This window comes from Pseudomonas rhodesiae (assembly GCF_007858255.1).
In the GTDB taxonomy this organism is placed as follows: domain Bacteria; phylum Pseudomonadota; class Gammaproteobacteria; order Pseudomonadales; family Pseudomonadaceae; genus Aquipseudomonas; species Aquipseudomonas rhodesiae.
Genome location: NZ_VFEU01000003.1, coordinates 52,584 through 78,904 on the forward strand (window position 1 = coordinate 52,584; position 26,321 = coordinate 78,904).

General features: G+C 60.3%; 28 protein-coding genes. 15 read left to right on the forward strand and 13 right to left on the reverse strand.

Annotated elements, in window-relative coordinates:
* Positions 1–25 precede the first annotated feature (25 nt).
* Both FIV35_RS04930 and FIV35_RS04935 read left to right on the forward strand, forming a co-directional pair.
* Positions 26–586 (forward strand): glycine cleavage system transcriptional repressor, encoded by a 561-nt coding sequence (locus tag FIV35_RS04930; RefSeq protein WP_003189463.1) that lies wholly within the window; start codon positions 26–28, stop codon positions 584–586.
* A 10-nt stretch (positions 587–596) separates the two neighbouring features.
* A complete protein-coding gene (locus FIV35_RS04935; protein ID WP_034137357.1) occupies positions 597–1,070 on the forward strand; it encodes a peroxiredoxin in 474 nt (157 codons plus the stop codon).
* Between the two features lie 30 nt (positions 1,071–1,100).
* Here the strand turns inward: FIV35_RS04935 and FIV35_RS04940 are convergent, their stop codons facing one another.
* Positions 1,101–2,171: an AI-2E family transporter gene (locus FIV35_RS04940; RefSeq protein WP_034137356.1), complete on the reverse strand. Its 1,071-nt coding sequence runs from the start codon at positions 2,169–2,171 to the stop codon at positions 1,101–1,103.
* Between the two features lie 31 nt (positions 2,172–2,202).
* Entirely contained in the window at positions 2,203–2,442 is a 240-nt protein-coding gene (locus FIV35_RS04945) for a sulfurtransferase TusA family protein (RefSeq protein WP_034137355.1), read from the reverse strand.
* A 97-nt stretch (positions 2,443–2,539) separates the two neighbouring features.
* On the opposite strand from FIV35_RS04945, the gene FIV35_RS04950 reads away from it, so the two are divergent.
* Positions 2,540–3,973, forward strand: a complete 1,434-nt coding sequence (locus FIV35_RS04950; protein WP_034137354.1) for a M48 family metalloprotease — start codon at positions 2,540–2,542, stop codon at positions 3,971–3,973.
* 67 nt (positions 3,974–4,040) lie between these two features.
* Here the strand turns inward: FIV35_RS04950 and FIV35_RS04955 are convergent, their stop codons facing one another.
* From FIV35_RS04955 to rpoE, 4 genes are all read right to left on the reverse strand, one after another.
* Positions 4,041–5,480: a DegQ family serine endoprotease gene (locus FIV35_RS04955; protein WP_034137353.1), complete on the reverse strand. Its 1,440-nt coding sequence runs from the start codon at positions 5,478–5,480 to the stop codon at positions 4,041–4,043.
* A 234-nt stretch (positions 5,481–5,714) separates the two neighbouring features.
* Positions 5,715–6,683: a MucB/RseB C-terminal domain-containing protein gene (locus FIV35_RS04960; RefSeq protein ID WP_034137352.1), complete on the reverse strand. Its 969-nt coding sequence runs from the start codon at positions 6,681–6,683 to the stop codon at positions 5,715–5,717.
* Between the two features lie 16 nt (positions 6,684–6,699).
* Positions 6,700–7,287 carry a sigma-E factor negative regulatory protein gene (locus FIV35_RS04965; RefSeq protein WP_034137351.1) on the reverse strand — a complete coding sequence of 196 codons (588 nt, stop codon included), beginning with the start codon at positions 7,285–7,287 and terminating at the stop codon, positions 6,700–6,702.
* A gap of 32 nt (positions 7,288–7,319) precedes the next feature.
* Positions 7,320–7,901: an RNA polymerase sigma factor RpoE/AlgU gene (rpoE, locus tag FIV35_RS04970; RefSeq protein ID WP_003172477.1), complete on the reverse strand. Its 582-nt coding sequence runs from the start codon at positions 7,899–7,901 to the stop codon at positions 7,320–7,322.
* Positions 7,902–8,366: 465 nt separating this feature from the next.
* Here rpoE and nadB point away from each other — a divergent pair, with 465 nt between their 5' ends.
* Positions 8,367–9,983: an L-aspartate oxidase gene (gene nadB / locus FIV35_RS04975; protein WP_034137350.1), complete on the forward strand. Its 1,617-nt coding sequence runs from the start codon at positions 8,367–8,369 to the stop codon at positions 9,981–9,983.
* On the opposite strand, the gene FIV35_RS04980 is transcribed toward nadB, so the two are convergent.
* The gene (locus FIV35_RS04980; protein ID WP_034137482.1) at positions 9,952–10,398 is read right to left on the reverse strand and encodes a protein YgfX; all 447 of its coding nucleotides are present in this window, start codon (positions 10,396–10,398) and stop codon (positions 9,952–9,954) included. The genes nadB and FIV35_RS04980 overlap by 32 nt on opposite strands.
* A complete protein-coding gene (locus FIV35_RS04985) occupies positions 10,382–10,636 on the reverse strand; it encodes an FAD assembly factor SdhE (protein WP_034096390.1) in 255 nt (84 codons plus the stop codon). Before FIV35_RS04985 ends, FIV35_RS04980 begins: the two co-directional genes overlap by 17 nt.
* 139 nt (positions 10,637–10,775) lie before the next feature.
* On the opposite strand from FIV35_RS04985, the gene ygfZ reads away from it, so the two are divergent.
* Together ygfZ and FIV35_RS04995 are read left to right on the forward strand one after the other, a co-directional pair.
* Positions 10,776–11,717 carry a CAF17-like 4Fe-4S cluster assembly/insertion protein YgfZ gene (gene ygfZ, locus FIV35_RS04990; protein WP_034137349.1) on the forward strand — a complete coding sequence of 314 codons (942 nt, stop codon included), beginning with the start codon at positions 10,776–10,778 and terminating at the stop codon, positions 11,715–11,717.
* Between the two features lie 36 nt (positions 11,718–11,753).
* Entirely contained in the window at positions 11,754–12,575 is an 822-nt protein-coding gene (locus tag FIV35_RS04995; RefSeq protein WP_034137348.1) for an HDOD domain-containing protein, read from the forward strand.
* Here FIV35_RS04995 and FIV35_RS05000 read toward each other — a convergent pair whose 3' ends face one another.
* Together FIV35_RS05000 and FIV35_RS05005 are read right to left on the reverse strand one after the other, a co-directional pair.
* Positions 12,576–13,961, reverse strand: coding sequence for a sensor histidine kinase (locus tag FIV35_RS05000; protein WP_034137347.1), 1,386 nt, complete (start codon positions 13,959–13,961; stop codon positions 12,576–12,578).
* Positions 13,954–14,625, reverse strand: coding sequence for a response regulator (locus tag FIV35_RS05005; RefSeq protein WP_034096386.1), 672 nt, complete (start codon positions 14,623–14,625; stop codon positions 13,954–13,956). Before FIV35_RS05005 ends, FIV35_RS05000 begins: the two co-directional genes overlap by 8 nt.
* Before the next feature lie 236 nt (positions 14,626–14,861).
* On the opposite strand from FIV35_RS05005, the gene FIV35_RS05010 reads away from it, so the two are divergent.
* The 5 genes from FIV35_RS05010 (at position 14,862) to FIV35_RS05030 (ending at position 20,251) form a co-directional block, all read left to right on the forward strand.
* Complete coding sequence (locus FIV35_RS05010; protein ID WP_034137346.1) at positions 14,862–16,154, forward strand: OprD family porin; 1,293 nt, start codon at positions 14,862–14,864, stop codon at positions 16,152–16,154.
* A 47-nt stretch (positions 16,155–16,201) separates the two neighbouring features.
* Positions 16,202–17,185, forward strand: coding sequence for a Bug family tripartite tricarboxylate transporter substrate binding protein (locus tag FIV35_RS05015; protein ID WP_034137345.1), 984 nt, complete (start codon positions 16,202–16,204; stop codon positions 17,183–17,185).
* A gap of 61 nt (positions 17,186–17,246) precedes the next feature.
* Entirely contained in the window at positions 17,247–17,705 is a 459-nt protein-coding gene (locus FIV35_RS05020; RefSeq protein ID WP_034096384.1) for a tripartite tricarboxylate transporter TctB family protein, read from the forward strand.
* Position 17,706: 1 nt separating this feature from the next.
* Positions 17,707–19,221, forward strand: a complete 1,515-nt coding sequence (locus FIV35_RS05025) for a tripartite tricarboxylate transporter permease (protein WP_034096383.1) — start codon at positions 17,707–17,709, stop codon at positions 19,219–19,221.
* A complete protein-coding gene (locus FIV35_RS05030) occupies positions 19,214–20,251 on the forward strand; it encodes an AbrB family transcriptional regulator (protein ID WP_034137344.1) in 1,038 nt (345 codons plus the stop codon). Before FIV35_RS05025 ends, FIV35_RS05030 begins: the two co-directional genes overlap by 8 nt.
* Positions 20,252–20,280: 29 nt before the next feature.
* On the opposite strand, the gene ung is transcribed toward FIV35_RS05030, so the two are convergent.
* Positions 20,281–20,973 carry a uracil-DNA glycosylase gene (ung, locus tag FIV35_RS05035; RefSeq protein WP_034137343.1) on the reverse strand — a complete coding sequence of 231 codons (693 nt, stop codon included), beginning with the start codon at positions 20,971–20,973 and terminating at the stop codon, positions 20,281–20,283.
* A 137-nt stretch (positions 20,974–21,110) separates the two neighbouring features.
* Here ung and FIV35_RS05040 point away from each other — a divergent pair, with 137 nt between their 5' ends.
* Positions 21,111–22,223: an enoyl-CoA hydratase/isomerase family protein gene (locus FIV35_RS05040; protein ID WP_034137342.1), complete on the forward strand. Its 1,113-nt coding sequence runs from the start codon at positions 21,111–21,113 to the stop codon at positions 22,221–22,223.
* 4 nt (positions 22,224–22,227) lie between these two features.
* Here the strand turns inward: FIV35_RS05040 and FIV35_RS05045 are convergent, their stop codons facing one another.
* Both FIV35_RS05045 and FIV35_RS05050 read right to left on the reverse strand, forming a co-directional pair.
* Positions 22,228–22,662, reverse strand: coding sequence for a DUF3757 domain-containing protein (locus FIV35_RS05045; RefSeq protein WP_034137341.1), 435 nt, complete (start codon positions 22,660–22,662; stop codon positions 22,228–22,230).
* A gap of 144 nt (positions 22,663–22,806) precedes the next feature.
* Positions 22,807–23,190: a hypothetical protein gene (locus FIV35_RS05050; RefSeq protein WP_034137340.1), complete on the reverse strand. Its 384-nt coding sequence runs from the start codon at positions 23,188–23,190 to the stop codon at positions 22,807–22,809.
* A gap of 317 nt (positions 23,191–23,507) precedes the next feature.
* On the opposite strand from FIV35_RS05050, the gene FIV35_RS05055 reads away from it, so the two are divergent.
* The 3 genes from FIV35_RS05055 to FIV35_RS05065 all read left to right on the forward strand — a co-directional run bounded on the left by FIV35_RS05055 (position 23,508) and on the right by FIV35_RS05065 (position 26,119).
* Entirely contained in the window at positions 23,508–25,130 is a 1,623-nt protein-coding gene (locus FIV35_RS05055; RefSeq protein ID WP_034137339.1) for a methyl-accepting chemotaxis protein, read from the forward strand.
* Between the two features lie 84 nt (positions 25,131–25,214).
* Positions 25,215–25,427 carry a cysteine-rich CWC family protein gene (locus tag FIV35_RS05060; protein ID WP_034096371.1) on the forward strand — a complete coding sequence of 71 codons (213 nt, stop codon included), beginning with the start codon at positions 25,215–25,217 and terminating at the stop codon, positions 25,425–25,427.
* Complete coding sequence (locus FIV35_RS05065) at positions 25,427–26,119, forward strand: pseudouridine synthase (protein ID WP_034137338.1); 693 nt, start codon at positions 25,427–25,429, stop codon at positions 26,117–26,119. The genes FIV35_RS05060 and FIV35_RS05065 overlap by 1 nt, the downstream gene beginning before the upstream one ends.
* Positions 26,120–26,321 lie beyond the last annotated feature (202 nt).

Sequence of the window (26,321 nt, forward strand, 5' to 3'; positions counted from 1 at the left end):
CCGCTCATCGCTTTAGGAAGGCTGCATGTCCACCCCCACAGTTCGCGAACAATTCCTTGTTATCAGTGCCCTCGGCGCCAACCCCATGGAGCTGACCAACGTCCTGTGCCGCGCCAGCCATGAAAACCGCTGCGCCGTAGTGACCTCTCGCCTGACCCGCCACGGCGAGTGCAGCGCCCTGGTGTTGCAGATCTCCGGGAGCTGGGACGCTCTGGCGCGCCTGGAGACTGGCCTGCCGGGCCTGGCCAAGAAGCATGATTTCACCGTTAATGTGGTACGCAGCGCCGCTCTGGAGAATCGCCCACAGGCCCTGCCATACGTTGCCTACGTCAGTTCGGCCTACCGCTCGGACATCGTCAATGAACTGTGCCAGTTCTTCATCGACCATAACGTCGAGTTGGAGAACCTGACCTGTGACACCTACCAGGCGCCCCAGACCGGCGGCACCATGCTCAACGCCACCTTTACCGTCACTTTGCCGGCTGGAGTGCAGATCAGCTGGCTGCGCGATCAGTTCCTGGATTTCGCCGATGCGTTGAACCTCGACGCCCTGATCGAACCGTGGCGCCCACAGAACCCAATGTAAGGAAGTACCCATGGCGGTAGTCATCGACCAACCCGTAGCCGACTTCGAAGCCCAGGCCACCAGTGGCCAGACCTTCAGCTTGGCCGCCCTCAAGGGCAAGCAAGTGGTGATCTACTTCTATCCGAAGGACAGCACACCAGGCTGCACCACCGAGGGCCAGGGTTTTCGTGACCAACACGCGGCGTTCCAGGCAGCCAATACGGAAATATTCGGCGTGTCGCGCGACAGCGTGAAGTCCCACGAGAACTTCAAGGCCAAGCAGCAGTTCCCTTTTGAGCTGATCAGCGACAAAGATGAGACAGTCTGCCAGCTGTTTGATGTGATCAAGCTGAAAAAGCTGTACGGCAAGGAATACCTGGGAGTGGATCGCAGCACCTTCCTGATCGACAAAAATGGCGTGCTGCGTCAGGAATGGCGGGGCGTCAAAGTGCCAGGCCATGTAGATGCCGTCCTGGCCGCCGCCCAAGCCTTGAACAAGGCCTGAGCAAACGCTGCGGGGCGGGCTTGCTCGCCCCTACAACAGCGGCGCCACCACCGGCTCCTGTCGCGGCCAGGCATCCAGCACGGCCTTGAACAGCGTGGCCAGGGGTATTGCAAAGAACACCCCCCAGAACCCCCACAGCCCACCAAATAGCAGCACCGCGCAGATAATCGCCACCGGATGAAGGTTGACCGCTTCGGAAAACAGCAGCGGCACCAGTACGTTGCCGTCCAGGGTCTGGATGATCCCGTACACCGCCATCAGGTAGATGAATTGATCACTCCAGCCCCACTGGAACAGTGCGATCAACGTCACCGGCACCGTCACCACCACCGCGCCCACATACGGCACCACCACTGACACGCCGACCAGCAATGCCAGCAACGCGGCATAGTTGAGGTCCAGGGCGATGAAGGCGATGTAGGTCACACCGCCACAAATAAAGATCTCGATCACCTTGCCACGGATGTAGTTGGCGATCTGCCGGTTCATTTCCTGCGCCACACGGGTAATCAACGCCCGCTCCCGCGGCAGATAGCTGCGTACCCAGCGACTGATCATTACGCGATCCTTGAGAAAGAAAAACACCAGGATCGGCACCAGTACCAAATAGATCATGATGTTGACCAGCAACGGCAGGCTGGATAGGGAGAACGTCAGCGCCCATTGCCCGAATTTCCCGATTTCACCGCGCGCCACTTCGATGGCCTGCAGCACTTGCTCATCCGATACCAGATGGGGATAACGCTCCGGTAACAGGAGCAACAGCGATTGCCACTTGGCTAGCATCCCCGGTAATTCGTTGAACAGCGTGATCAGCTGATGCCAGAGCAATGGCAACACCACCACGATAAACACCACCAGCAGGCCCATGAACAACGCGAACACCAACCCAACCGCTACCCCGCCGGGTACGCGCAGGCGCTCCAACGTCGTCACCAATCCCTGCATCAGATACGCCAACACCATGCCCGCTAGCACCGGAGCCAGCATGCCACCCAAGGTCAACACCGCCGTAAAGGCCAGGAATAACAAGACCGCCAGCACCACCGCCTCTTCATCGGAGAAGTAGCGCTGAATCCAGTCACGTAACACTTTGAACATCAATCAACCTCGGGCTGTGGGAACAAACGGTTCAGGCCTTGCGCAACCAGTAACGGTACACACCGGCGGCGTCTTCTTCGTGCAACAGGGTGTGCCCAGCCAGTTTGGCAAATGTGCGGAAATCACGCTGAGAGCCCGCGTCGGTGGCAATCACTTTGAGCACCGCACCGCTGGCCATTCGGTTGAGCTCCAACTTGGCCTTGAGCAAGGGCAACGGGCAATTGAGCCCACTGGCATCAAGTTCGGCGTCAAAAGCGACGGTGTCGGTCATAGGTTTACTCCGGGTCAAGCGTTCGGGGGTGCTTAGAATATCTGGTCCGAAGCTCAGTGTCCGGCTACAGTAAGCTCTTTGTCGAAAGGCCCTGTGCATGAATTTTTTGCGCCCTACCCTGCTGACGCTGGCTTGCCTGCTGGCCTCCCCAGGCTTCGCCGATGACCTGCCGTCGCTGGGCGACGCCAGTTCTGCCATTGTCTCGCCGCAGCAGGAGTACCAACTGGGCCGCGCCTGGCTGGCGTACTTGCGGGGCCAGGTGTCGCAACTCAACGACCCGCAACTCAAGGATTATGTCGAGACCAGTGTCTACAAACTGGTGGAGACCAGCCAGGTCAACGACCGGCGCCTGGAATTCATCCTGATCAACAGCCCGCAACTGAACGCCTTTGCCGCACCGGGTGGGATCATTGGGGTCAACGGCGGGCTGTTTCTCAACGCCCAGACCGAAGGAGAATACGCCTCGGTGCTGGCCCACGAATTGGCGCACTTGTCCCAACGCCACTTCGCACGAGGCGTTGAAGCGCAACAGCGCATGCAGGTGCCGATGATGGCTGCGCTATTGGGCGGCATTATTGCTGCCGCAGCGGGCGCAGGCGATGCTGGCATCGCAGCGATCGCTGGCACCCAGGCCGCCGCGATCCAAGAGCAGCGTCGTTTCTCCCGGCAGAACGAACAAGAGGCGGACCGCATCGGTATCGTCAATCTCGAAAAAGCCGGTTATGACCCACGCTCCATGCCGACCATGTTCGAGCGCTTGATGCGCCAATACCGCTTCGATGCCAAACCGCCGGAATTCCTGCTGACCCACCCGGTAACTGAGTCACGGATCGCCGACACCCGTAACCGTGCCGAACAGGCCAAACCAGGCGGCAAGGAAGACAGCCTGCGCTACCAATTGATACGTGCACGGGTGCAATTGAAATACGAAGACACCCCTGGCCTCGCCGCCAAACGCTTCCAGGCGCAACTCGACGAGAACCCAAAGAACGATGTAGCGCGCTACGGCCTGGCCATCGCGCAGATCAAGGGCACCAAACTCAAGGAAGCACGGGAAAACCTGGCGCCGCTGCTGGCCAAGGCACCCAACGACATCACCTACAACCTGGCGCAGATCGAGCTGGACATCATCAACAACCGCCTGCCCGACGCCCAGCAACGCACAGATAGGATGTTGACCCAATACCCCAGCAATTACCCGCTGAATCAAGTTCGGGTCGACCTGCTGCTCAAGCAGAATCGCACCGCCGATGCGGAAAAGGCGCTGGATGGGCTGCTCAAATCGCGCCCGGATGACCCGGATGTGTGGTATCAGGTCGCGGAGACCCGCGGGTTGTCCGGCAACATCATCGGCCTGCACCAGGCTCGTGCCGAATACTTCGCACTGGTGGGCGATTTCCAGCAGGCCATTCAGCAACTGGACTTTGCCAAGCGTCGCGCCGGCAACAACTTCCCACTGTCGTCACGTATCGACGCACGCCAGCGTGAGTTGATCGAGCAGGAAAGACTGGTCAAAGGCATGATGAGCTAACCCCATCACCCACAAAAAAGCCCCGCCTTCGTTAAACGAAAGCGGGGCTTTTTATTGAGCTGGCGGGTTACTCGGCCAGCTTGAAGGTGATAAAGCTCGCACGGCCCTGACGCAAGACACGCATCGATACCGAACGATTCTTCGGCAACGCCTTGGCGATATCGGTGAATTGCTTGGTGCTTTCGATCGCCTGGTTGTTCAGGTGAGTGATCACGTCGCCCGGCTGCAGACCAATCAACGCAGCGGGCCCATCCTGCACCTCTTTGATTACCACGCCGCTCTTGAGGTCGAAGGCTTTTTTCTGCTCGTCCGTCAGCTCGGCTACGGCAATCCCCAGACGGTTGCTGCTGCGCTCGGCGCCTGGCTTGGTGTTGCCCAGGGCATCGAGGGTGGCGCCTTCTTCAGGAATCGCACCGACAGTCAGCTCAACGTTCTGGCGCTTGCCGCCACGAATCACTTCCAACTTGGCTTTGCTGCCAGCCTTGAGTGCGCCGACCAAATGCGGCAGGTCGGCGGACATAATGATTGGCTGGCCATTCATGCTCAGGATCACGTCACCAACTTGCAGACCACCCTTGGCGGCGGGGCCACCGTCTTGGATCTGCGCCACCAGCGCACCCGCCGGCTTATCGAGGCCGAAGGATTCAGCCAAATCCTTGTTCACTTCCTGGATCACTACGCCCAACCAACCACGGCTGACCTTGCCGCCGCTTTTCAACTGATTGGATACGTCCATGGCCACATCGATCGGGATAGCGAACGATACGCCCATAAACCCACCGGAGCGGGTATAGATCTGCGAGTTGATCCCCACGACTTCGCCAGCCAGGTTGAACAGCGGGCCGCCGGAGTTACCCGGGTTGATCGGCACGTCGGTCTGGATGAACGGCACATAGTTTTCATTAGGAAGGCTACGACCGATGGCGCTGACGATGCCTTGGGTGACTGTGTGGTCAAAGCCAAATGGAGAACCGATGGCGACGACCCACTGGCCGGCCTTCAGATCCTGGGATTTGCCCAGCTTCAGCACAGGCAGGTCCTTGCCGTCGATTTTCAGCAAGGCCACATCGGAGCGTGGGTCGGTACCGACCAACTTGGCCTTGAGCTCACTGCGATCGGCCAGGCGGACGAGAATTTCGTCTGCGTCGGCGATGACATGGTTATTGGTGAGAATGTAGCCGTCCGGCGAAATAATGAAGCCCGAACCCAGAGATTGAGCTTCACGTTGACCACCGCCGCCCCCCCGGGGCGCACGCGGCTGTGGCATGCCACGCTCGAAGAACTCACGCAACATCGGCGGCAGGCCCTCAAGGTCCGGCATCTGCTGGTTCGACACTTTGCGATCAGGCAGCTTTTGCGTGGTACTGATGTTCACCACGGCCGGCGAGGCTTGCTCAACCAATTGGGTGAAGTCAGGCAACTCAGCCGCTTGCGCGGTCACAGCCTGACCCAGCACCAGTACCGTGGCGACTATGGATAGGTAGGATTTCAAACGAGGTATCGACATACAGCTCCCGTTACGACGAGCAGGGTTGAGCGACAGGGTTCAAGAAACGCCGGAAACTGCGACCGCCGTTTTTGTTCCGCGAACAAAACAAGGCCAGAGCCGACAAGCTCTGACCTATAAAAAAGATTGACGTTTTTTGCAAGTGAAAATCCTGGTCCAGACATTTCATACTCTCGGCAAACAAGCGTGAGTGGTTGTAAATTGAAAGGTCAGGATGAACATAGGATTAACAACTCACGGCAAGGGCTTAGCGGTTGCCTTTTTTTCACTGCGCACCGAAAGCGCAATACGCTCGGCGGTACCGATAGGGATTTCTCCAACAACCGTCACCATCATTTCACCGTCAACCGTATTCAAGCGACGGGAGACCGCAACAGTGGGGCCTAGCTGCGTACGGTTTTCCGTCACGCCCCCCTCACTGATGGGTTCAAGGAATACCGAAAATCGCGCCAGACCATCTTCATACATCAAACTGTCGATGGTGGTCTTGGTGCGGGTGTCCGCTCGCGCAGTGGCGCTCGTCAATTCAAACCCCGGTGGCAACCACTCCAAGTGCCAAGCTTGGGTCGGCTGTACCTCTGAATGGCTGTCATTTACCGCTCCGATAGGCGTGCAATCCTTGCTCGGCCGCAAGTTGCGATCGTCAGGCAGAGTCGATGTATTCAAGCGGGTGAACTGGAAGCGCTCCAGCAACTGCCCTTGATCGTTGAGCAATAACGATTTGAGCGGCAAGGCCGTTTCACGGTCCAGATGTAGCTCAAATCCGTAGCGGTATTGGTCACGGGGGGTAATGGACACAATCACAGCGTCACGGCCAGCAACACGGGATTTTCCGATCACGGCCAGTTCATAGAATTGATTGAGTTTCGAGGGATCGAGCGCGCGGGAAGGGGCTTCTCGAGAATTGCCAAGGCCGGCGACTAATGTGCCACTCACGCATTGCGTGCGGCCATCCACTCGCACCACTTCCTGAGCAGAACCATCAAGCTGCAAAAGCCGCTCTCGGACTTGTCCATTCTGGACAAGGTGCCAGATGTCATGGGTGGAAAAGCTGCCGTTACGTTCATACACGAACGTACCTTCAAAGCTTTGCTGCTGCTCTGCGCGCCCAAGTCGACTCAGCCACTCTTGGGCTTCATCGGCATGGGCGGGAAGTACCAACCAACCACTGAGCAAAAGCGTAAGGAGCGGTATGGCGCGCATATAGCTCCTTAGCGGTTCAACGGTTTTCCAGACTAGCGGCGCGAGCGTACGGCAATGCGCTTTCAGTGCCTTTCAGGGCCGATTCCTGTGCATGTTGGCGCAGGTAACCTGGGAGACGCTGATCCTGCCAACCGGATTGCCCCTGCAATACACCGTTGGCCATAGGGCCGGCGGCGTCGGAACTTTCCTTGTAGCCGGCCAATACTGCCGGACCTTTAACTTGAGGACCGGCCATGACCGGTTGCTGAGTCTGCTGGGCCAGTTCGGCACCGGCAATTTCGTCCTGATTGTAAAGACGAACACCCGCCAGCACGGCAACAGTCACCGAGGCAGCAACCGCAAGGCGACCCAGGCTACGCCACGGACCGCGAACAGCTTTTGCCGGAACGGCTTCATCAGCCAACGCGGCAGAAACGGCCGCAGCAATATCCAGACGAGGGATTAGAAGATCCTTGTGCATCACCGCCCGAGCGACTTGGTAACGAGACCAGGTATCACGGGTTTCGGCATCATCGAACGCGTTGAGCACTCGACGAAGTTCCAGTTCATCCGCTTCGTTATCCATCACTGCGGACAGCGATTCCTGCAGGGCATCACGACTCATGGCGGTTCCTCTCTTGGCTGTCGCCGCTGTCTTTAGTTTTCCTGCAACAACGGTTGCAAGGCTTTGTCGATGGCTTCCCGGGCCCGGAAAATCCGTGACCTAACAGTCCCCACCGGACATTGCATGACGCTCGCAATGTCTTCATAACTCAGACCGTCGAATTCACGTAAAGTTAACGCCGTACGCAAATCTTCTGGCAGTTGCTGAATTGTGCGATGAACGGTTCCTTCGATCTCGTCGCGCAGCAATGCACGCTCCGGCGACTCGAGATCTTTGAGGCCGTGATCACCATCGTAAAATTCTGCATCTTCTGAACTTACATCACTATCTGGTGGGCGGCGTCCGCGAGACACCAGATAGTTCTTCGCCGTGTTGATGGCGATGCGGTACAGCCACGTATAAAACGCACTGTCACCGCGGAAATTACCGAGTGCACGGTACGCCTTGATAAAGGCCTCCTGTGCAACGTCCTGCGCTTCATGGGTGTCGTGCACAAACCGCACGATCAACCCGAGAATTTTGTGCTGGTATTTCAGCACTAGCAGATCAAATGCGCGCTTGTCGCCGCGTTGTACGCGCTCGACCAGCTGCTGATCCTCTTCCTGGGTTAGCATGAACACTCCTCGTTGTACTTGAAGGAGGCTTGCATAACTAAACGATCAGGCTTGCAAACATAGACTCGGACTTTTCGCAAAAGTTCTCCCCCTCCAAGCAAGTTTCCGGCATGCACTGATTTGGCACACACGAAAAACGCAGCGCGGGCAACGCCGGCTGCGCGAATAATCTTGTCGTCGGTTTCCTGACGCGTCCAATGCTCCCGACGGGCCAATAAACTCAACGTTTTCCCAGCTTTCGGGCAACCTGCTATTGAGTCGGGGCTTATGCAAAAAGTTCCCAATCCAATAACCGACGGATTATACCCAAGCCGCGCACCGTAATCTCACATTGCCACGAATGCCTGGCTATTGTGCCGCTCCCCCCCTCTATATACTAGTGGGCCGTGTGACCCTTTGATTCGCCGATCCAGGCGTCCCGTCAGCGCCACTAGCCCTTGGATCGCTTTTTGCGGAATCCTTCAAATGAGCCAACAGTTTCAACACGATGTTCTGGTGATTGGCAGCGGCGCAGCCGGATTGAGTCTTGCCCTGACCCTCCCCAGCCACCTGCGCATCGCCGTACTGAGCAAGGGCGACCTGGCCAACGGCTCGACATTCTGGGCCCAGGGCGGTGTTGCCGCCGTGCTGGATGACACCGACACGGTGCAGTCCCACGTCGAAGACACCCTCAACGCCGGTGGCGGGCTGTGTAATGAAGAAGCGGTGCGTTTCACCGTTGAGCACAGCCGCGAAGCGATCCAATGGCTGATCGATCAAGGCGTACCCTTCACCCGTGACGAACACGCCAGCGCCGACGACGGCGGCTTCGAGTTCCATCTGACCCGTGAAGGCGGCCACAGCCATCGCCGCATCATTCATGCCGCCGATGCTACCGGCGCGGCTATTTTCAGGACATTGCTGGATCAGGCCCGTCAACGCCCCAACATTGAACTGCTGGAGCAACGCGTCGCCGTCGATCTGATCACCGAAAAGCGCCTGGGCCTGGAAGGCGAGCGCTGTCTCGGCGCCTACGTGCTCAACCGCGGCAGCGGCGAGGTCGACACCTACGGCGCGCGCTTCACCATTCTCGCGTCGGGCGGCGCGGCTAAGGTCTATCTCTATACCAGCAACCCTGACGGCGCCTGCGGCGATGGCATCGCCATGGCCTGGCGCTCGGGGTGCCGAGTGGCCAACCTGGAGTTCAATCAGTTCCACCCGACCTGCCTGTATCACCCGCAGGCCAAGAGTTTCCTGATCACCGAAGCGCTGCGCGGCGAAGGCGCGCACTTGAAACTGCCGAACGGCGAACGCTTCATGCAGCGCTTCGACCCCCGAGCCGAACTGGCCCCGCGCGATATCGTCGCCCGCGCCATCGACCATGAAATGAAGCGCCTGGGCATCGACTGCGTCTACTTGGACATCAGCCATCAACCCGAGGCATTCATCAAGACGCACTTCCCCACCGTCTACGAGCGCTGCCTGGCCTTCAATATCGATATCACCAAAGGCCCGATACCCGTCGTACCGGCCGCGCACTACACCTGCGGCGGCGTAATGGTTGACCAGCATGGCCGCACTGACGTACCCGGCCTTTATGCCATTGGTGAAACCAGCTTCACCGGCCTGCATGGTGCCAATCGCATGGCTAGCAACTCGCTGCTTGAGTGCTTCGTATATGCCCGCTCAGCGGCGGCGGATATCCTTGAGCAACTGCCACGAATTCCGGTGCCGGCCGCCCTGCCCCGCTGGGACGCCAGCCAAGTCACCGACTCGGACGAGGACGTGATCATCGCCCACAACTGGGATGAGCTGCGGCGCTTCATGTGGGACTACGTGGGCATCGTGCGCACCAACAAGCGCCTGCAACGGGCACAACATCGGGTGCGGTTGCTACTGGATGAAATCGACGAGTTCTACAGCAACTATAAAGTCAGCCGTGACCTGATCGAGTTGCGCAACTTGGCCCAGGTGGCCGAGCTGATGATCCGCTCGGCCATGGAACGCAAGGAAAGCCGAGGCCTGCATTACACCCTCGACTACCCGCAGATGCTCCCCGAAGCCCGCGACACTATCCTGGTGCCAGCCACCTACGCCGGCTGAACTTCAAGCGTACCCGCAGGCGCCGGTGTGTATCCGCCGCCTGCGCGTCCTTGGGCACACAGATCGAACGCGCCCACCACTGCCCCTTGACCCGATATCGCAGCACCACAATCAGGGGCAACGCCAGACTGTCCGGACACAACTGCACGGCGTGCCAGCCACGCTGCTCACTGAACAATTGCCAGCCGTCCTCATCGCGTCGCAGGCCACGAATCGACGAACGGTGTGACAACAGAATGTGTCGCGGCAACACCCAGGCGGCATGCCCCAGACACAGCACTATCGCCAGAGTTGAGAAAGCGAGATCAATCAATGCCAACGCACCCAACGCGAACAGTTGGGCGAACAGATACGCCGCCAGCAGCCGCCGTGACGGCTGCCAGCGGCATTCGAAGCGATTACTTAGGCTGGACACGGTCCAGAATCATCCGAACCATCCGCTGCAGTTCCGGATCGTCCGACTCGGCGCGCTCCATGAACCAGCCGAACATATCCTGGTCTTCGCACTCCAGCAGACGCACATACACCTTGCGGTCCACTTCATTAAGGGTGGAATAAACCTCTTTGACGAAAGGCACCAGCAACACATCCAGCTCAAGCATGCCGCGACGGCTGTGCCAGTAGAGGCGATTGAGTTCTACATCTTCGACCATGGAGCGCTCCTCAAATAGAGCGCAAGTATACAGGCCCGACAGCAGTGGAACAGTCGGCTTTGGTCGCCCCTACGGAAACTATCCATTTGCCGGGCGCCCCTCTATGATGCACCCATGACTTTTTGACCTGCGATGAACCATGGCTGACTCTGCTTTCTTCTGCCCCCTGATCCACGAAGGTGTCCTCGCCGTCCGCGGCGCCGATGCTGCCAAATTCCTGCAGGGCCAATTGACCTGCAACCTCAATTACCTGAGTGATACCCAGGCCAGCCTGGGCGCGCGCTGCACGCAAAAAGGGCGCATGCAGTCGAGCTTTCGCATCTTGTTGCAAGGTGATGGGGTGTTGCTGGCGATGGCGGCCGAGCTGCTGGAACCGCAACTGGCCGACCTGAAAAAATACGCGGTGTTCTCCAAGTCCAAGCTGACCGACGAAAGTGCCGCTTGGGTCCGCTTCGGTCTGGTGAATGCGGATTCGGCCCTGGCCAGCCTCGGGCTTGAGCTACCGGCCGAGACCGACAGCGTAGCCCGCAATGAGCACTTGATCGCCATTCGGGTCTCACCCGGCCGCAGCGAACTCTGGGTACCTTCGGATCGAGCCGACGCCGTCAAAGCCCAATTGAGTTCAACCCTTGACTCTGCCGATCTGAATGAATGGCTGCTGGGCCAGATTCGCGCCGGTATCGGCCAAGTCATGGCGCAAACCCGCGAGCTGTTCATCCCGCAGATGCTCAACTTGCAAGCCGTGGGCGGTGTGAGTTTCAAGAAAGGCTGCTACACCGGCCAGGAAATCGTCGCGCGTATGCAGTACCTGGGCAAACTCAAGCGCCGCTTGTACCGCTTAAGCCTTGATTCGGCGCAAATGCCCGAGCCAGGCACTCCTCTGTTTTCGCGTAGCCACAACAGCTCGATCGGTGAAGTGGTGATCGCAGCAAAAGCTGACCAGGTCATTGAACTTCTGGCCGTATTGCAAGCCGAAGCTGCCGATAGTGGCGATGTGCATCTAGGCATGCTTGAAGGCCCGGGTCTGCAACTGCTTGACCTGCCTTATACCCTCGACCGTGATCGAGAGATCCAGCGTTAGTCGCCGTACTTTTTTGCAACACCCTAGAGATCATGAATGAACAAGCTGGCGGAAAAAGTCCAACAGGCTTTGGTCAAGGCCATCGATAACGATGACCTGGTTCTGCCGACATTACCGGAAGTGGCCCTGGGGATTCGTCAGGCCGCCGAAGACCCGGAAATCAGCATCAGCCACTTGAGCAAAGTGATCGGTCGCGATACCGCCCTGTCCGCGCGCCTGATCAAAGTGGTCAACAGCCCGCTGCTGCGCGCCACGCAGGAAGTCACCGACCTGCACACCGCCATCACGCGGCTGGGCACCAATTACAGCAGCAACCTGGCGATTGGCCTGGTGATGGAGCAGATCTTTCACGCCCGCTCCGAAGTCGTCGAACAGAAAATGCGCGACGTCTGGCGCCGCAGCCTGGAAGTGGCGGGCGTGAGCTATGCCTTGTGTCGCAGCCACAGCCAGCTCAAGCCGGACCAAGCGGCCCTCGGTGGCCTGGTGCACCAGATCGGCGTACTGCCGATTCTCACCTACGCCGAAGACCACTACGAGCTGCTGGCAGACCCGGTCAGCCTCAATCATGTGATCGACAGCATCCACCCTAAGCTGGGCGACAAGTTACTCAGCGGCTGGGACTTTCCCGAGATGCTGGCGAAACTGCCGGGGCAATACCTGAACTTCGAGCGCGACTCCGACCGTCTCGACTATATCGATCTGGTGCAAATTGCCGTGCTGTACTGCCATCGCGGCACCCATCACCCTCTGGCAAACGTGGTAGTTTCCGAGATCCCCGCGATGAAAAAGCTGCGCGTAGACCCCTATAGCGACAGCCTGCGCGCAGAGCTGGATGAAGCGCGTTCGATGTTCTACTGATCAACCGGCGATAAAACTCACCCGAACTTTCAACCCAGCGCGCTCGCCGTCATGCAGACTGATCTGCGCCAGATGCGCCCGGCATATTTCCCCGACAATCGCCAAGCCCAGGCCCGAGCCCATGCCCTGTTGGCTACGCCGATAGAACCGCTCGAACACCCGATCCCGCTCATCCAGCGGGATGCCCGGGCCATCGTCTTCCACTTCCAGCACCGCCGGCGCCATCACCCGTAGAATCACGTTGCCACCAGGCGGCGTGTGCGCCAGGGCATTGTCCACCAGGTTACTCAGCAGTTCGTTCAACAGTGTCGGTTCGCCGCGCAGCCACACCGGCTCGTCGGCTTCCAGCGCCAGGGCCACGCCGCGCGCATGGGCCAGGGGCGCCATGGCCATGCCCAGTTCGCGGGCCAACTGGCTCAGATCCAACAACTGCGCGCCGCCTTCGGCAATCGCCCGGGCGCCGTTCTCGATGCGCGCCAGGGACAGCAACTGATTGGCCAGATGGGTCAGGCGATCAGTGCCCTGAGCCGCGGTTTCCAAGGTGCTGCGCCAGGTCGCCGGGTCTTCGACGCGCAACCCCAACTCCAGACGGGCCTTGAGTGCTGCCAGCGGAGTGCGCAGTTCGTGGGACGCATCGGCGATAAACTGCGCCTGGCGTTGGAATTGCCCGCGCAGGCGCTCGGTGAAGTGATTGAGTGAGCTGACCAACGGGCCGAATTCATGTTGCACCTCCACCAATGGCAACGGCCGCAGATCGTCGGGCTGGCGCTCCTCCACGGCTTTACGCAGACGATCCAGCGGGCGGAGCGCGGCGCTCACGGCAAACCACACCAGCAGCAACGCACCGATCGCGAGCATGCCCAGGCGCAGCAGGGTATCGGCCATCAGGCTACGGGCCATGCTGACCCTTGCTTCGTCGGTCTCGGCCACGCGGATTTCCGCCATACCGTTCATGTTCGGCTCGGAAACCGCTTTAAGCAGGCTGACCACCCGCACTTCCTGGCCCTGGTACTTGGCGTTGTAGAAACGCGCCAGGGCCGGGTAATCATCGGTACGCGGTGTGCCGGGCGGCGGGCCGGGCAGGTTTTCGTAACCAGATATCAGCTTCTGATCGATGTCGTTGACCTGGTAGTAAATGCGCCCGGCGCTGTCGTAGGCGAAGGTGTCCAGGGCCACATAGGGCACATTGGCGCTGAGAGTGCCGTCCACCTGGGTCAGGCCGGCCGCGATGGTTCGTGCCGACGCCAGCAGCGTACGGTCGTAGGCGGTATCGGCTGCTTCGCGACCGTTCCAGTAGGCGCTCATGCCGCTGGCCAACATCAACAGCACCAGCAACAGCGCCAGGTTCCACAGCAGGCGCCAGCGCAGGCTGCTGGGCTTATGCATCGCGGGCTTCCAGCAGGTAGCCAAGGCCGCGGAACGTCACGATGGCGATCGGTTGCCCATCGAGTTTTTTGCGCAGGCGATGCACGTAGATTTCGATCGCATCGGGGCTGGCTTCCTCGTCCAGGCCAAACACATGGGAGGCCAGTTGCTCTTTGCTCATCACCCGGCCCGGACGCGCGATCAGCGCTTCAAGCACCGCCTGCTCCCGAGAGGTCAATGTCAGCAGTTCGCCACCCAACGTGAAGCGCCGGGTGTCCAAGTCGTACACCAGCACGCCGCAGGTTTGCTGGCGCTCGCCGCCCAGCACGCTGCGACGCAACAGGGCCTTGACCCGTGCTTCCAGTTCCGTCAGTTCGAAAGGCTTGGCCAGATAGTCGTCGGCGCCCAGGTTCAGGCCATGCACACGGTCTTTGACGTCACTTCGCGCGGTCAGCATCAGCACCGGCAGATTTTTCCCACGGGCTCGCAAACGTGCGAGCACCTCGAAACCATCCATGCGCGGCAGCCCCACATCGAGGATGGCCACCGCGTAGTCCTCGCTGCTCAAGGCCAGGTCGGCGGCAACGCCGTCGTGCAGCACGTCGACGGTCAAACCCGTGCTCTTGAGCGCCTGGGCCACACTGTCGGCGAGTTGCAAATGGTCTTCAACCAGAAGGACACGCATGGTTTTCTGCCTCATTCAGGAGTGGTCGATGCCACGCTTTGGCGGGGAGTTTACAGGCGCCCGGTGCCCTGTGAAGCCCGAAAACATTGAAAGGTGACTGAAAGGTTAGTGAAAGCTTCGCGCTTTAGCATCCAGCTCACGGTGAGCCTTGCCCACCCAGCTGCCTGATCCGCAGTGCCCGAAAAACGCCTCGATGCGTTTTCGTCACAATAAAAACAATATCGGAGTGCATCACCATGCTGTCGACACAGCCCCAGGCTCGTCCGTCTGTTCGTTTTTCCCGCCTGACCCAAACCACCCTTGCCAGCGCCGCCGCCCTTGCCGGCTTCACGCCGCTCAGCCAAGCCGCCTTCTTCGAAGACAGCAGCGCGACCCTGGAAACCCGCAACATGTACTTCAATCGCGACTTTCGCGACGGCACCAGTGCCCAGCAATCCAAGCGCGACGAATGGGCCCAGGGCTTTATGCTCAACCTGCAGTCGGGTTACACCGATGGCACCGTGGGCTTTGGCGTGGATGCGTTGGGCATGCTCGGGATCAAGCTCGACTCCAGCCCCGACCGCACCGGCACCGGACTGCTGCCGACCCATGATGACGGCCGCGCCGCCGACGAATACTCCAAGTTGGGCCTGACCGGCAAAGTAAAAATCTCCGCCACCGAGTTGAAAATCGGTGCGCTAATGCCCGAGCTGCCGATCCTCAAACCCAACGACGGGCGCATTCTGCCGCAGACCTTCAATGGTGGGTTGCTGACGTCCAAGGAATTCAAGAATCTGGTATTCACCGGCGGCCGCCTGGATAAAGCCAAGGACCGCGACGATACCAACTACGAAGATATCGCCCTCAATAACAAGAACAGCCGCTTCCTCAGCGGGGCTACCGGTAAGCACTTCAACTTCGGCGGCGTGGACTACAAATTCGCCGACAAGATCACCGGCAGCTACCACTTCGCCCAACTCGATGATGTCTACCGTCAACACTTCCTTGGCCTGGTGGCCGCGCGCCCGATGGGCCCAGGCACCTTCGGCGCCGACCTGCGCCTGGCCATCAGCGACGACACCGGCAGCGCCCGAGGCGGCAAGATCGACAACACCTCCCTCAACGGTCTGTTCAGCTATGCCCTCAACGGCCACAAGCTCAGCGCCGGTTACCAGCACATGTCCGGTGACAGTGCCTTTCCGTATGTGGATGGCAGCGACCCGTACCTGGTCAACTTTGTACAGATCAACGATTTCGCCGGTGCCGAGGAACGTTCCTGGCAAGCGCGCTACGACTACGACTTCGCCAAGCTGGGCATCCCAGGCCTGAGTTTCATGAGCCGTTACCTGTCCGGTGACAACATCAAGCTCAGGAACGGCGACACCGGCAAAGAATGGGAGCGTAACAGCGAGATCAAGTATGTGGTGCAGACCGGCACGTTCAAGGACGTGGCCGTGCGCCTGCGTAACGCCACTTACCGCTCCAACTATTCAGCCCGCGATGCGGATGAAATGCGCCTGCTGGTCAGCTACAGCGTCGCGCTCTGGTAAGCAGTGCCTGGCAGTAGAACCTCATAACAAAAACGACGGAGACACTCATGACCCTTTCATTGCGTAAATTGGCCCTCACCGCCGGCTGCATGTTGTTCGCCGGTCAATTGCTGGCCGCTGACGAGCCCAAGCGCCCGGAATGCATCGCCCCGGCCTCCCCCGGCGGTGGTTTCGACCTGACCTGCAAACTGGCGCAAAGCGCACTGGTCAACGAAAAATTGCTGAGCAAACCGATGCGCGTGACCTACATGCCCGGCGGCGTAGGCGCGGTGGCCTACAACGCCGTGGTCGCCCAGCGTCCGGCGGATGCCGGTACGCTGGTGGCCTGGTCCAGCGGCTCGCTGCTGAACCTGGCCCAGGGCAAGTTCGGGCGTTTCGATGAAAGCGCCGTACGTTGGCTGGCCGCGGTCGGCACCAGTTACGGCGCCATCGCGGTAAAAAGCGATTCGCCCTACAAGACCCTCGATGATTTGGTCAAAGCCCTGAAGAAAGATCCGGGCAGCGTGGTGATCGGTTCCGGCGGCACCGTCGGTAGCCAGGACTGGATGCAAACCGCCCTGATCGCCAAAGCCGCCGGGATCAACCCGCGCGAGCTGCGCTATGTGGCCCTCGAAGGCGGCGGTGAAATCGCCACGGCCCTGCTTGGTGGTCATATTCAAGTGGGCAGTACCGACATCTCCGACTCCATGCCGCACATCCTCAGCGGCGACATGCGTCTGCTGGCGGTGTTCTCCGAGCAGCGTCTGGACGAGCCGGAAATGAAGGATATCCCGACAGCCAAAGAGCAAGGCTACGACATCGTGTGGCCAGTGGTGCGCGGCTTCTACCTCGGGCCAAAAGTCAGCGATGCCGAGTACGCCTGGTGGAAAGACGCGTTCGACAAACTGCTGGCCTCCGAAGAGTTCGCCAAGCTGCGTGACCAGCGCGAGCTGTTCCCGTTTGCCATGACCGGCCCGGAGCTGGACACCTATGTGAAGAAACAGGTGGCTGACTACAAAGTGCTGGCCAAAGAGTTCGGCCTGATCCAGTAATCGCCCCCTCTGTCGCGCGGCCATGCCTGGCAAAACCCCAGGCATGGCCCAGGAGTTCAACATGCTCTTACAACGCATATTCGCGGCCGCGCTGCTGCTGGCCTGTGCCGGTCTGGCGCTGATGGCCTGGCCCTATCAGGCGTCGTTTTCCTACGAGCCGGTAGGGCCCCGCGCCTACCCGCTGCTGATACTCGGGCTGATGAGCCTGGCGCTGATCTACATGCTGATTCGCCCGCAGGCCACCAAGCACACCGAAGAAGAACCGGCGCTGGATCGCGAAACCCTGATCAAGATCAGCCTCTGCGTGGTCCTGCTGATTGTGTTCGCCGCCACTTTCGAACCGCTGGGTTTCATCCTCAGCAGCATGCTGATCGGCATCCCGATGGCGCGCCTGTACGGCGGCCGCTGGATGCCCAGCGTAGTGATCGTCTCCCTGATGGCCATCGGTTTGTACCTGCTGTTCGATAAGGTCATGGATGTGCCGTTGCCCCTTGGCCTGCTCGACGTTCTGGAGAACTGATATGGATACTTTTGGCTACTTGGGCCAGGGCTTCGGCGTGGCGCTGTCCCCTTACAACCTGGTGACCGCGCTGTGCGGCACGTTGATCGGCACCGTGGTCGGCCTGCTGCCGGGCCTGGGCCCGATCAACGGTGTGGCGCTGTTGATCCCCATCGCGTTCGCCCTGGGCCTGCCGCCGGAATCGGCGCTGATCCTGCTGGCGGCGGTGTACCTGGGCTGCGAATACGGCGGCCGGATCAGTTCGATCCTGCTTAACATCCCGGGCGAAGCTTCCACCGTAATGACCACCCTGGACGGCTACCCGATGGCCCGCAAAGGCCTGGCCGGTGTGGCGCTGTCGTTGTCGGCATGGAGTTCGTTCATCGGTGCGTTCATCGCCACCTGCGGCATGGTGCTGTTTGCGCCGCTGCTGGCTAAATGGGCGATTGCCTTCGGCCCGGCGGAATATTTCGTACTGATGGTGTTCGCGATTGTCTGCCTGGGCGGCATGGCCGGTGACAAGCCGTTGAAGACCTTCGTCGCGGCGTTGATCGGCTTGTTCCTGTCGGCGGTCGGCATTGATGCCAACAGCGGCGTGTACCGTTTTACCGGCGACAACATCCACCTCACCGACGGCATCCAATTCGTCGTGCTGGTGCTGGGCCTGTTCTCCATCAGCGAGATCCTGTTGCTGCTGGAAAAAACCCACCGTGGCCAGGAAGCGGTCAAGGCCACCGGGCGCATGATGTTCAACGTCAAGGAAGCGGCGTCGGTATTCGTGGTGAATATCCGCTGCGGCCTGCTGGGCTTCATCATGGGCGTGTTGCCGGGCGCCGGTGCAACGCTGGCATCGGCCGTGGCCTACATGACCGAGAAACGCATGGCTGGTGCCAGCGGCAAGTTCGGCCAGGGCGACATGCGCGGCCTCGCCGCGCCGGAAACCGCGATCGGCGCATCCGCCTGCGGCGCTCTGGTGCCGATGCTGACCCTGGGCGTACCCGGCTCGGGCACCACTGCGGTGATGATCGGCGCGCTGTCGCTGTACAACATCACCCCCGGCCCGCTGCTGTTCCAACAGCAACCGGACATTGTCTGGGGCCTGATCGCTTCATTGTTTATCGCCAACATCATGCTGGTGATCCTCAACATCCCGATGATCCGGATCTTCACGCGCATCCTCGCCGTGCCGAACTGGGCGCTGGTGCCGGTGATCGCCATCATCACCGCGATCGGTGTGTACGCGGTGCATGCCACCACTTTCGACCTGTTCCTGATGGTCGGGATCGGCATCTTCGGGTACATCCTGCGCAAGCTGGACTTCCCGCTGTCGCCGGTGCTGCTGGGCTTTATCCTCGGCGGCCTGATGGAGCAGAACCTGCGCCGTGCGCTGTCGATCTCCAACGGTGCACTGGAGATTCTGTGGTCGAGCCCGATCACCTTTGGCGTCTGGGTACTGACCGCGATCATGTTGTTCGTGCCGCTGCTGCGGATCTGGCGTAAGCGCGCCCAACAGCGCCGCGCTGTGGCCAATGTCTGAGGTCACCCTTAAACATTGGTGGGGAACACCGCTGGTCGGCCTGGCCGGCGGTTACCTGGCCAGCCTGATCGGCTGGCCATTGCCGTACATGGTCGGCTCGTTGCTGGCGATCATTCTGGTGCGTTGCATCACGCCCTGGCAGTTGGCGGAGATTCCCGGCGGGCGTAAATGCGGCCAATGGGTGGTGGGGATCGGCATCGGCCTGCACTTCACCCCAGTGGTGATCGAGCAGGTGATGAGCCACTTCGGCCTGATCTTCTTCGGCGCGCTGGTCACCAGCCTGTCGAGCGTGGTGGGCGTGTGGCTGATGCGCCGCAGCGGTGAAGATCGCGCCACCGCGTTTTTCTCCAGCATGCCGGGCGGGTCCGGTGAGATGGTCAACCTCGGCGCACGCAACGGCGCGGTGCTCAGCCGTGTCGCGGCGGGGCAGAGCCTGCGCGTGCTGGCGGTGGTGCTGTGCGTACCGGCGATCTTCAAGTATGTGCTGGGGGGCGGCGCGCCGCAGTTTCATCCGGCACCAGTGAGTTGGGCCTGGCTGGCGATGCTGTTTGCGCTGGGAGCCCTGGTGGCCTGGGTTTGGCAGCGCCTGCGTCAGCCAAACCCATGGTTGTTCGGCCCGTTATTGGTCAGCGCGACCGCCAGCGTTGTCTGGGATTTGCATATCGGCCTGCCCGACGGCGGTAGCCAGATCGGCCAATGGCTGATCGGCAGCGGCCTGGGTTGCCATTTCAACCGTCAGTTCTTCCGTCGCGCGCCATCGTTCATGGCTCGTACTTTAGTCGGCACCGCTCTAACCATGGCGCTGGCGACCCTGGCCGCCGTGGGCCTGAGCGCCCTCACCCACTTGGACCTGCGCTCGCTGACCCTGGGCATGATGCCGGGTGGCATTGCCGAGATGAGTCTTACGGCCGAAACCCTGCAACTGTCAGTGCCGCTAGTGACGGCGATGCAGGTGATGCGCTTGTTGTTTGTGCTGTTTCTGGCGGAGCCGTTGTTCAGGTATTGGAATCGTCAGCCAGAAACCCTCTAAACCTTCCCACCTTTTGAATAGGCTTGGCCTTAGAGTGGCGGCAATCGCCACTCAATCGGTGTTTCGCCGCTCTGCTCAAGAAACTTGTTAGCGCGGCTGAAATGCCCACAACCGATAAACCCGCGATACGCCGACAGCGGCGACGGATGCACCGATGTCAGCACCAGATGCTTGGTGGCATCGATCAGTTTCTGCTTGCTCTGGGCGTGGGCGCCCCACAGCAGAAACACCAAGTGCAGCTGGTGCTCACTGACCACTTCGATAATCCGGTCGGTAAAGAACTGCCAACCCTTGCCGGCATGGGCGTTGGCGTTGGCACGCTCCACCGTCATGGTGGTGTTGAGCATCAGCACGCCCTGCTCGGCCCAGCTCTGCAGGTAGCCGTGGTTGGGAATGTCGATGTTCAAGTCACGCTTGAGTTCTTTATAGATATTGACCAGCGACGGCGGCGCCGGCACCCCCGGCTGCACCGAGAAGCACAGGCCATGGGCCTGGCCGGGGCCGTGGTAAGGGTCTTGGCCGAGGATTACCACTTTTACTTTGTCCAGCGGCGTGGAGTTGAGGGCGTTGAAAATCAGCGGGCCAGGCGGGTAGATCTGTTTACCGGCGGCATGCTCCTGACGCAGGAATTCGCGCAGCTGGGCCATGTAGGGCTTGTCGAACTCATCGCGCAGGGCGTGTTTCCAGCTGGGTTCGAGTTTGATGCGGTCGCCGTCGGTCATCGTTGAAGTGTCTTGTAAAAAAAGAATGAGGCGAACCCTAGGAAAGCCGCCCCCGCTTGTCAATTGATCTGACACACCACCGGCACTTTCCCACCAAAGGATCATACTGATCCTTCACTTTCTCGATTGAGGTCACGATGAATCTGCACTTCGAAGAACTCACCGGCAGCGGCGGTGCCCGTATCGGCATCGCCAGCCTGGACGCTGAAAAGTCGCTCAACGCCCTCTCCCTGCCGATGATCCTGGCCCTCGGCGACCGCCTGGAGGCCTGGGCCAAAGACCCGCAAATCGTCTGTGTGTTGCTGCGCGGCAACGGCGCCAAGGCGTTCTGCGCCGGTGGCGAGGTACGCAGCCTGGCCCAGGCGTGCCTTGAACACCCGGGCGAAGTACCCGCCCTTGGCGCACAGTTTTTTGCCGCCGAATATCGCCTCGACTATCGCCTGCACACCTACCCCAAACCGCTTATCTGCTGGGGTCACGGTTATGTGCTGGGCGGCGGCATGGGCCTGCTGCAAAGCGCGACGGTGCGCATCGTCACGCCCAGCAGCCGGCTGGCCATGCCGGAAATCAGCATCGGCCTGTACCCGGACGTGGGGGCCAGTTGGTTCCTGTCGCGCCTGCCGGGCAAACTCGGTTTGTTTCTGGGCCTGACCGGAGCGCATATCAATGGGCGTGATGCGCTGGACCTGGGTTTGGCCGACCGTTTCCTACGGGACGACCAGCAAGATCAGTTGCTCCAGGGCCTATTGCAATTGAATTGGCAGGAACAGACCGCGATGCAGCTCAACAGCCTGCTCAAGGCCCTGGCCCAGGAGGCGCACGACCAGCAACCCGACGCGCAATGGCTGCCGCGTCGCGCGCAGATCGACGCTTGGCTGGACGTGGGCGATGTGCGCTGTGCGTGGCGCGCCCTGAGTGCATTGCGCGAGCATGCCGACCCGCTGTTCCACCGCGCGGGCAAAACGTTGAGTGAAGGTTGCCCGCTGACGGCGCACTTGGTGTGGGAGCAGATCCAGCGCGCGCGGCATTTGTCCCTGGCCCAGGTGTTCCAGATGGAATACACCCTCAGCCTCAATTGCTGCCGTCACCCGGAATTCGCCGAAGGCGTGCGTGCGCGGTTGATCGACAAGGACCAGACGCCTCATTGGCACTGGCCGGATATCAATGCGATCCCGGACGCCGTGGTGCAGGCGCACTTCAACAAGGCGTGGGAAGGTAGGCATCCTCTGGCAGACCTTTCCGATTTTTGACAGCTCAGCGCTTGGAGCGGTCGATGGTGAAGGAGCAGTTATCGGGCTGGCTGTCATCGCAGATATACACGTCCTGGCCGAAGGGATCCTTGGCCAGGCGCCAATGCAGACTGCTGGTCAGCGACACGCTGTCGACCTCCTCCGAGCCGCCATAACGCAGTGCAATTACTTGATCGCCGTTGGTTCGGTAGATGCACTTTTCAACGTAGCCGTTTTCCCGCGCCTGTCCCTGGGCAGGGATGAACAATGCGCCGACGAATCCGCTGACGAAATCCAGTTGTTTAACTTTCGGGCTTTGCCACAGGAGCTGCCCATCGCGCACCTGGAAACGCCCCTCTTTTAATTGAACGGAGGACGCGTACGGACACCCCTGCTTCGCGTTCGCGTGCATAACGCCGCAGGTCATCACCACAAGCAGGCAGATCGATCGCTTAATCACTGGACGCTCCATGCCTGACCGGCACTCTGATCCCTGTGAGTGAAATACATCTGGAGCGCGGAGGATACCTGTCAAATATGACAGTTCCGACAAACGGCAGGCGAAAAAAAGCGGCGCTAGATGCGCCGCTCGATAGTGGGAAACTTACCAATGACCGCCGCGTCCGCCACCACGATCGCCACGGTCGCCTCGACGGTCATGCCCACCGCGATCCCCCCAGCCCTGATTGGGATAAGGCCGGTAGCCGGCGCGCGGCCCGGACGGGTAGTAACGCGGCGCAGAGTAATAGCGCGGGGCCGGCTGGTAGTAGCGCGGCGCAGAGTAATAACGCGGTGCCGGTGCGTAGTAACGGGGCGCAGGGTAGTAATCACGCCGGTATTGATACACCGAGCCGCCCCCGTAGTAGTACGTCGGCGCGGGTGAGGTATAGACCTCGGAACGGTAGTAGCTCTGGCCTCCCTCGTAATAGGGCACGCAAGCGGAAAGGGTCAGACCGAGTAAAGCGCTGAGCAGCATTCGTCGATACATGGCGGCCTCCTGGGACCGCGAAAGAGCACCTTCAGCGACGCTGAAGGGCGGCATTCAGCTTTCACTGAATGACGAAGTATCTGACATCAAAAACGGAATCTGGTGCGTTCCTGTAACAACTTGATACACCTAGGCCGCCTCTGTTAACTGCCTATGGACGCTGCCCTTCCGCAGCTCGAATCCAATGTTGAGCTTTAACGTTTCAGTTAATTTTTGGATGTTGAAACTCTTCGCTTTACCATGATGTCACTATGATGTCGCGCACAGCCAGGGAGGCTCTAGCGTGCATCCTTCGCTAACATCCCCGGATTCGAACCATGAAAATTTCAACCAAGCTGCTGCTTTCATTTTTACTGTGTGCGCTGGTCACCCTCGGGGTTGGCTTGCTGGGTATCAAGGGCGTGGTCAGGCTCTCCACGGCATTGGAACTCACGTTTTCCAACAACCTTGTATCTGTGAGCACCACGGCCGCCACCCTCAATGGGATCGTCGCGCACAACCGAGGCTTGTACCGCCTGATGGACGCCAGCCAGGGCGATGTGTCCCAGCAAGACCGCGACCGCGTACGCCAAGACATCGCCAACGAACTCAAGCGCAGCCAGGATGCCTACGCCACCTACCGCGCAACGCCACTGGCAGATGACGAACGGGCAGCGGGTGACAAACTGGATAAAGTGCTGCCGAGCTATATCAGCAGTGCCGAACGCATTACAGCGATGCTCGACAGCGGCAAGATCGATCAGGCTCGGGCTGAACTCAACACCACCAACAACGAACTGTTCCGCCAGGCCCGCGAATTGATCCGCGTGATCATCGAGTCCAACAACCGCCAGATCAAAGAAGGCGCCATCGCCGCCGACGAGCTGCGCAACAGCGCCTTGACGTGGATGATCAGTGGCATCGTACTGGCGTTCATCATCGCCATCACCGTGGGCGTGCTGATTACGCGCTTGATCACCCGCCCCATCGCACAAGCGGTGCAGAGCGCCCAACGCATTGCCAGTGGTGACCTGACCCGCGCCATCCTCACCGAACGTACCGACGAAGCCGGGCAACTGTTGATGGCACTGTCGGACATGCAGGGCGGCCTGAAAAGCACCCTGATGGAAATTGCCAATGCTTCGGATCAACTGGCCTCGGCCGCCGAAGAACTGAGTGCGGTCACTGATGAAAGCACCCGTGGCCTGACCCGTCAGAATGACGAGATCCAACAGGCTGCCACCGCCGTCAACCAGATGACCGCCGCGGTGGACGAAGTGGCCGGCAATGCCGTGTCCACCTCCGAAGCCTCGCGCCAGGCCACCGCCGAAGCCGAAGACGGCCGCCAGCAGGTGGAGCAGGCGGTATCCGGCATGTCGTCGATGGTGGTGGAGATCAACGACTCGACGCAATCGGTCGTCGACCTGGCCAACCAGGTGCGCGAGATCGGCAAGGTGATCGATGTGATCCGCAGCATCGCCGACCAGACCAACCTGCTGGCACTCAATGCTGCCATCGAGGCGGCGCGGGCCGGTGAGCAGGGTCGCGGTTTTGCGGTGGTTGCCGACGAGGTGCGGGCATTGGCCCATCGCACCCAGACCTCCACGGTCGACATCGAAAAAATGATCGGCGAAGTGCAGGTGGGCGCCGACGGCGCGGTGGCGGCAATGAACAAGAGCCTGACCTGGGCCAACAATACCCAGACCCTGGCGCAAAGTGCCGGTGAAGCGCTGCAACGCATTACCGCCAGCGTGGCCAAGATCAACGAACGCAATCTGGTCATTGCGTCCGCATCGGAAGAACAGGCCCAGGTGGCCCGTGAAGTGGATCGCAACCTGCTTAACATTCAGGACCTGTCCACTCAGACAGCGGCCGGCGCGCACCAGACCAATGCCTCCAGCCAGGACCTGTCGCGCCTGGCTACCTCGTTCAATGTGCTGGTCAGCAAGTTCCAGCTCTGAGTAGCCGAGGCAAGGTCGGCCCTGTATCGTGCAAGGCACGCCGGAATGGACCGGCTCCTTGCCCGATACCGCCCGAACCGACCGATGACCACGCCCACCCTCTGCCCCGCCTGCGGCGCCCGCAACGACTGCGCCCTGGCCGACCCTCGCCGCGTCGACCAAGCCTGCTGGTGCTACAGCGTCACCATCGATCCGGCGGTGCTGCAAGCCCTGCCGGACGCCCTGCGTAACCAAGCCTGCCTTTGCCCGCGCTGTGCCCAGGTCGACCAACAGTTGCGCGACGCCGAGCGATCCTGATGCGTGTCGATCGTTTCCTCAGCAACCTGCCGCGCTTCAATCGAAAACAAGTACGCCTGTTACTGGTGGAGCGGCGGATCCGGGTCGATGGCGTTGCCGTCAGCGATCCTCACCATGAAGTGCGCGAATTCAGCCGGGTATGCCTGGACGATGAGGTGCTGCAGGCGGGCAAACCGGCGCGTTATTTCATGCTCCACAAACCCAGGGGCTGTGTGAGCGCGACGTCGGATCCTGAACACCCGACCGTACTCGATTGGCTCGATGAGCCGGATAAGGGCGAGCTGCATATTGCCGGGCGGCTGGACTTCAACACCACGGGCTTGCTGGTGATCACCAATGACGGCCAATGGTCGCGCCGGCTGACCCAACCGCAGACCAAGTTGCCCAAGGTGTACCGGGTCGAGACGCAACAGGACATCGGCCCCGAGTACGCGCCGACGTTCGCCGCAGGCTTGTACTTTGCCTTCGAAGACCTCACCACCCAACCCGCCGAACTGACGCTGCTGGGGCCGAGGACCGCGCGGTTGAGCATCGTCGAGGGCCGCTACCACCAGGTCAAACGCATGTTCGGGCATTTCGACAATAAAGTGATCGACCTGCATCGTGAGCGCATGGGCCCGCTGGTGCTGGACGCGACCCTTGCGCCGGGGGAGTACCGGGCATTGACCGACGCAGAAATCAGACAGGTCTGACGACCATTCAGCCGGGGACTGCAAAAACCTATTTGAGCGCCTTGCGGCATTCGAAGTCTGCTGCTTGAATCAAACCGTCAGCCGCAATATGACTGACGAGTCGCCTATAACCTCCAAGACCCACCTTGCCCTGCCCGCGCTTGATCCACGGGCCCTCCAGGCAAACTGCCCGCCATAACAACACCCGCCGGCCAGCCGTTAT

Coding starts and splice junctions, on each gene's coding strand:
- FIV35_RS05015 (WP_034137345.1), top strand. CDS start 16,202: ATGACCCTTTCATTGCGTAAATTGGCCCTCACCGCCGGCTGCATGTTG.
- FIV35_RS05020 (WP_034096384.1), top strand. CDS start 17,247: ATGCTCTTACAACGCATATTCGCGGCCGCGCTGCTGCTGGCCTGTGCC.
- FIV35_RS05040 (WP_034137342.1), top strand. CDS start 21,111: ATGAATCTGCACTTCGAAGAACTCACCGGCAGCGGCGGTGCCCGTATC.
- FIV35_RS04950 (WP_034137354.1), top strand. CDS start 2,540: ATGAATTTTTTGCGCCCTACCCTGCTGACGCTGGCTTGCCTGCTGGCC.
- FIV35_RS05025 (WP_034096383.1), top strand. CDS start 17,707: ATGGATACTTTTGGCTACTTGGGCCAGGGCTTCGGCGTGGCGCTGTCC.
- FIV35_RS04960 (WP_034137352.1), bottom strand. CDS start 6,683: ATGCGCGCCATACCGCTCCTTACGCTTTTGCTCAGTGGTTGGTTGGTA.
- FIV35_RS05050 (WP_034137340.1), bottom strand. CDS start 23,190: ATGTATCGACGAATGCTGCTCAGCGCTTTACTCGGTCTGACCCTTTCC.
- FIV35_RS05005 (WP_034096386.1), bottom strand. CDS start 14,625: ATGCGTGTCCTTCTGGTTGAAGACCATTTGCAACTCGCCGACAGTGTG.
- FIV35_RS04965 (WP_034137351.1), bottom strand. CDS start 7,287: ATGAGTCGTGATGCCCTGCAGGAATCGCTGTCCGCAGTGATGGATAAC.
- FIV35_RS04945 (WP_034137355.1), bottom strand. CDS start 2,442: ATGACCGACACCGTCGCTTTTGACGCCGAACTTGATGCCAGTGGGCTC.
- FIV35_RS04930 (WP_003189463.1), top strand. CDS start 26: ATGTCCACCCCCACAGTTCGCGAACAATTCCTTGTTATCAGTGCCCTC.
- FIV35_RS04940 (WP_034137356.1), bottom strand. CDS start 2,171: ATGTTCAAAGTGTTACGTGACTGGATTCAGCGCTACTTCTCCGATGAA.
- ygfZ (WP_034137349.1), top strand. CDS start 10,776: ATGGCTGACTCTGCTTTCTTCTGCCCCCTGATCCACGAAGGTGTCCTC.
- FIV35_RS04955 (WP_034137353.1), bottom strand. CDS start 5,480: ATGTCGATACCTCGTTTGAAATCCTACCTATCCATAGTCGCCACGGTA.
- nadB (WP_034137350.1), top strand. CDS start 8,367: ATGAGCCAACAGTTTCAACACGATGTTCTGGTGATTGGCAGCGGCGCA.
- FIV35_RS05000 (WP_034137347.1), bottom strand. CDS start 13,961: ATGCATAAGCCCAGCAGCCTGCGCTGGCGCCTGCTGTGGAACCTGGCG.
- FIV35_RS05010 (WP_034137346.1), top strand. CDS start 14,862: ATGCTGTCGACACAGCCCCAGGCTCGTCCGTCTGTTCGTTTTTCCCGC.
- FIV35_RS04935 (WP_034137357.1), top strand. CDS start 597: ATGGCGGTAGTCATCGACCAACCCGTAGCCGACTTCGAAGCCCAGGCC.
- rpoE (WP_003172477.1), bottom strand. CDS start 7,901: ATGCTAACCCAGGAAGAGGATCAGCAGCTGGTCGAGCGCGTACAACGC.
- FIV35_RS04995 (WP_034137348.1), top strand. CDS start 11,754: ATGAACAAGCTGGCGGAAAAAGTCCAACAGGCTTTGGTCAAGGCCATC.
- FIV35_RS05065 (WP_034137338.1), top strand. CDS start 25,427: ATGCGTGTCGATCGTTTCCTCAGCAACCTGCCGCGCTTCAATCGAAAA.
- FIV35_RS05055 (WP_034137339.1), top strand. CDS start 23,508: ATGAAAATTTCAACCAAGCTGCTGCTTTCATTTTTACTGTGTGCGCTG.
- FIV35_RS05030 (WP_034137344.1), top strand. CDS start 19,214: ATGTCTGAGGTCACCCTTAAACATTGGTGGGGAACACCGCTGGTCGGC.
- ung (WP_034137343.1), bottom strand. CDS start 20,973: ATGACCGACGGCGACCGCATCAAACTCGAACCCAGCTGGAAACACGCC.
- FIV35_RS05060 (WP_034096371.1), top strand. CDS start 25,215: ATGACCACGCCCACCCTCTGCCCCGCCTGCGGCGCCCGCAACGACTGC.
- FIV35_RS04985 (WP_034096390.1), bottom strand. CDS start 10,636: ATGGTCGAAGATGTAGAACTCAATCGCCTCTACTGGCACAGCCGTCGC.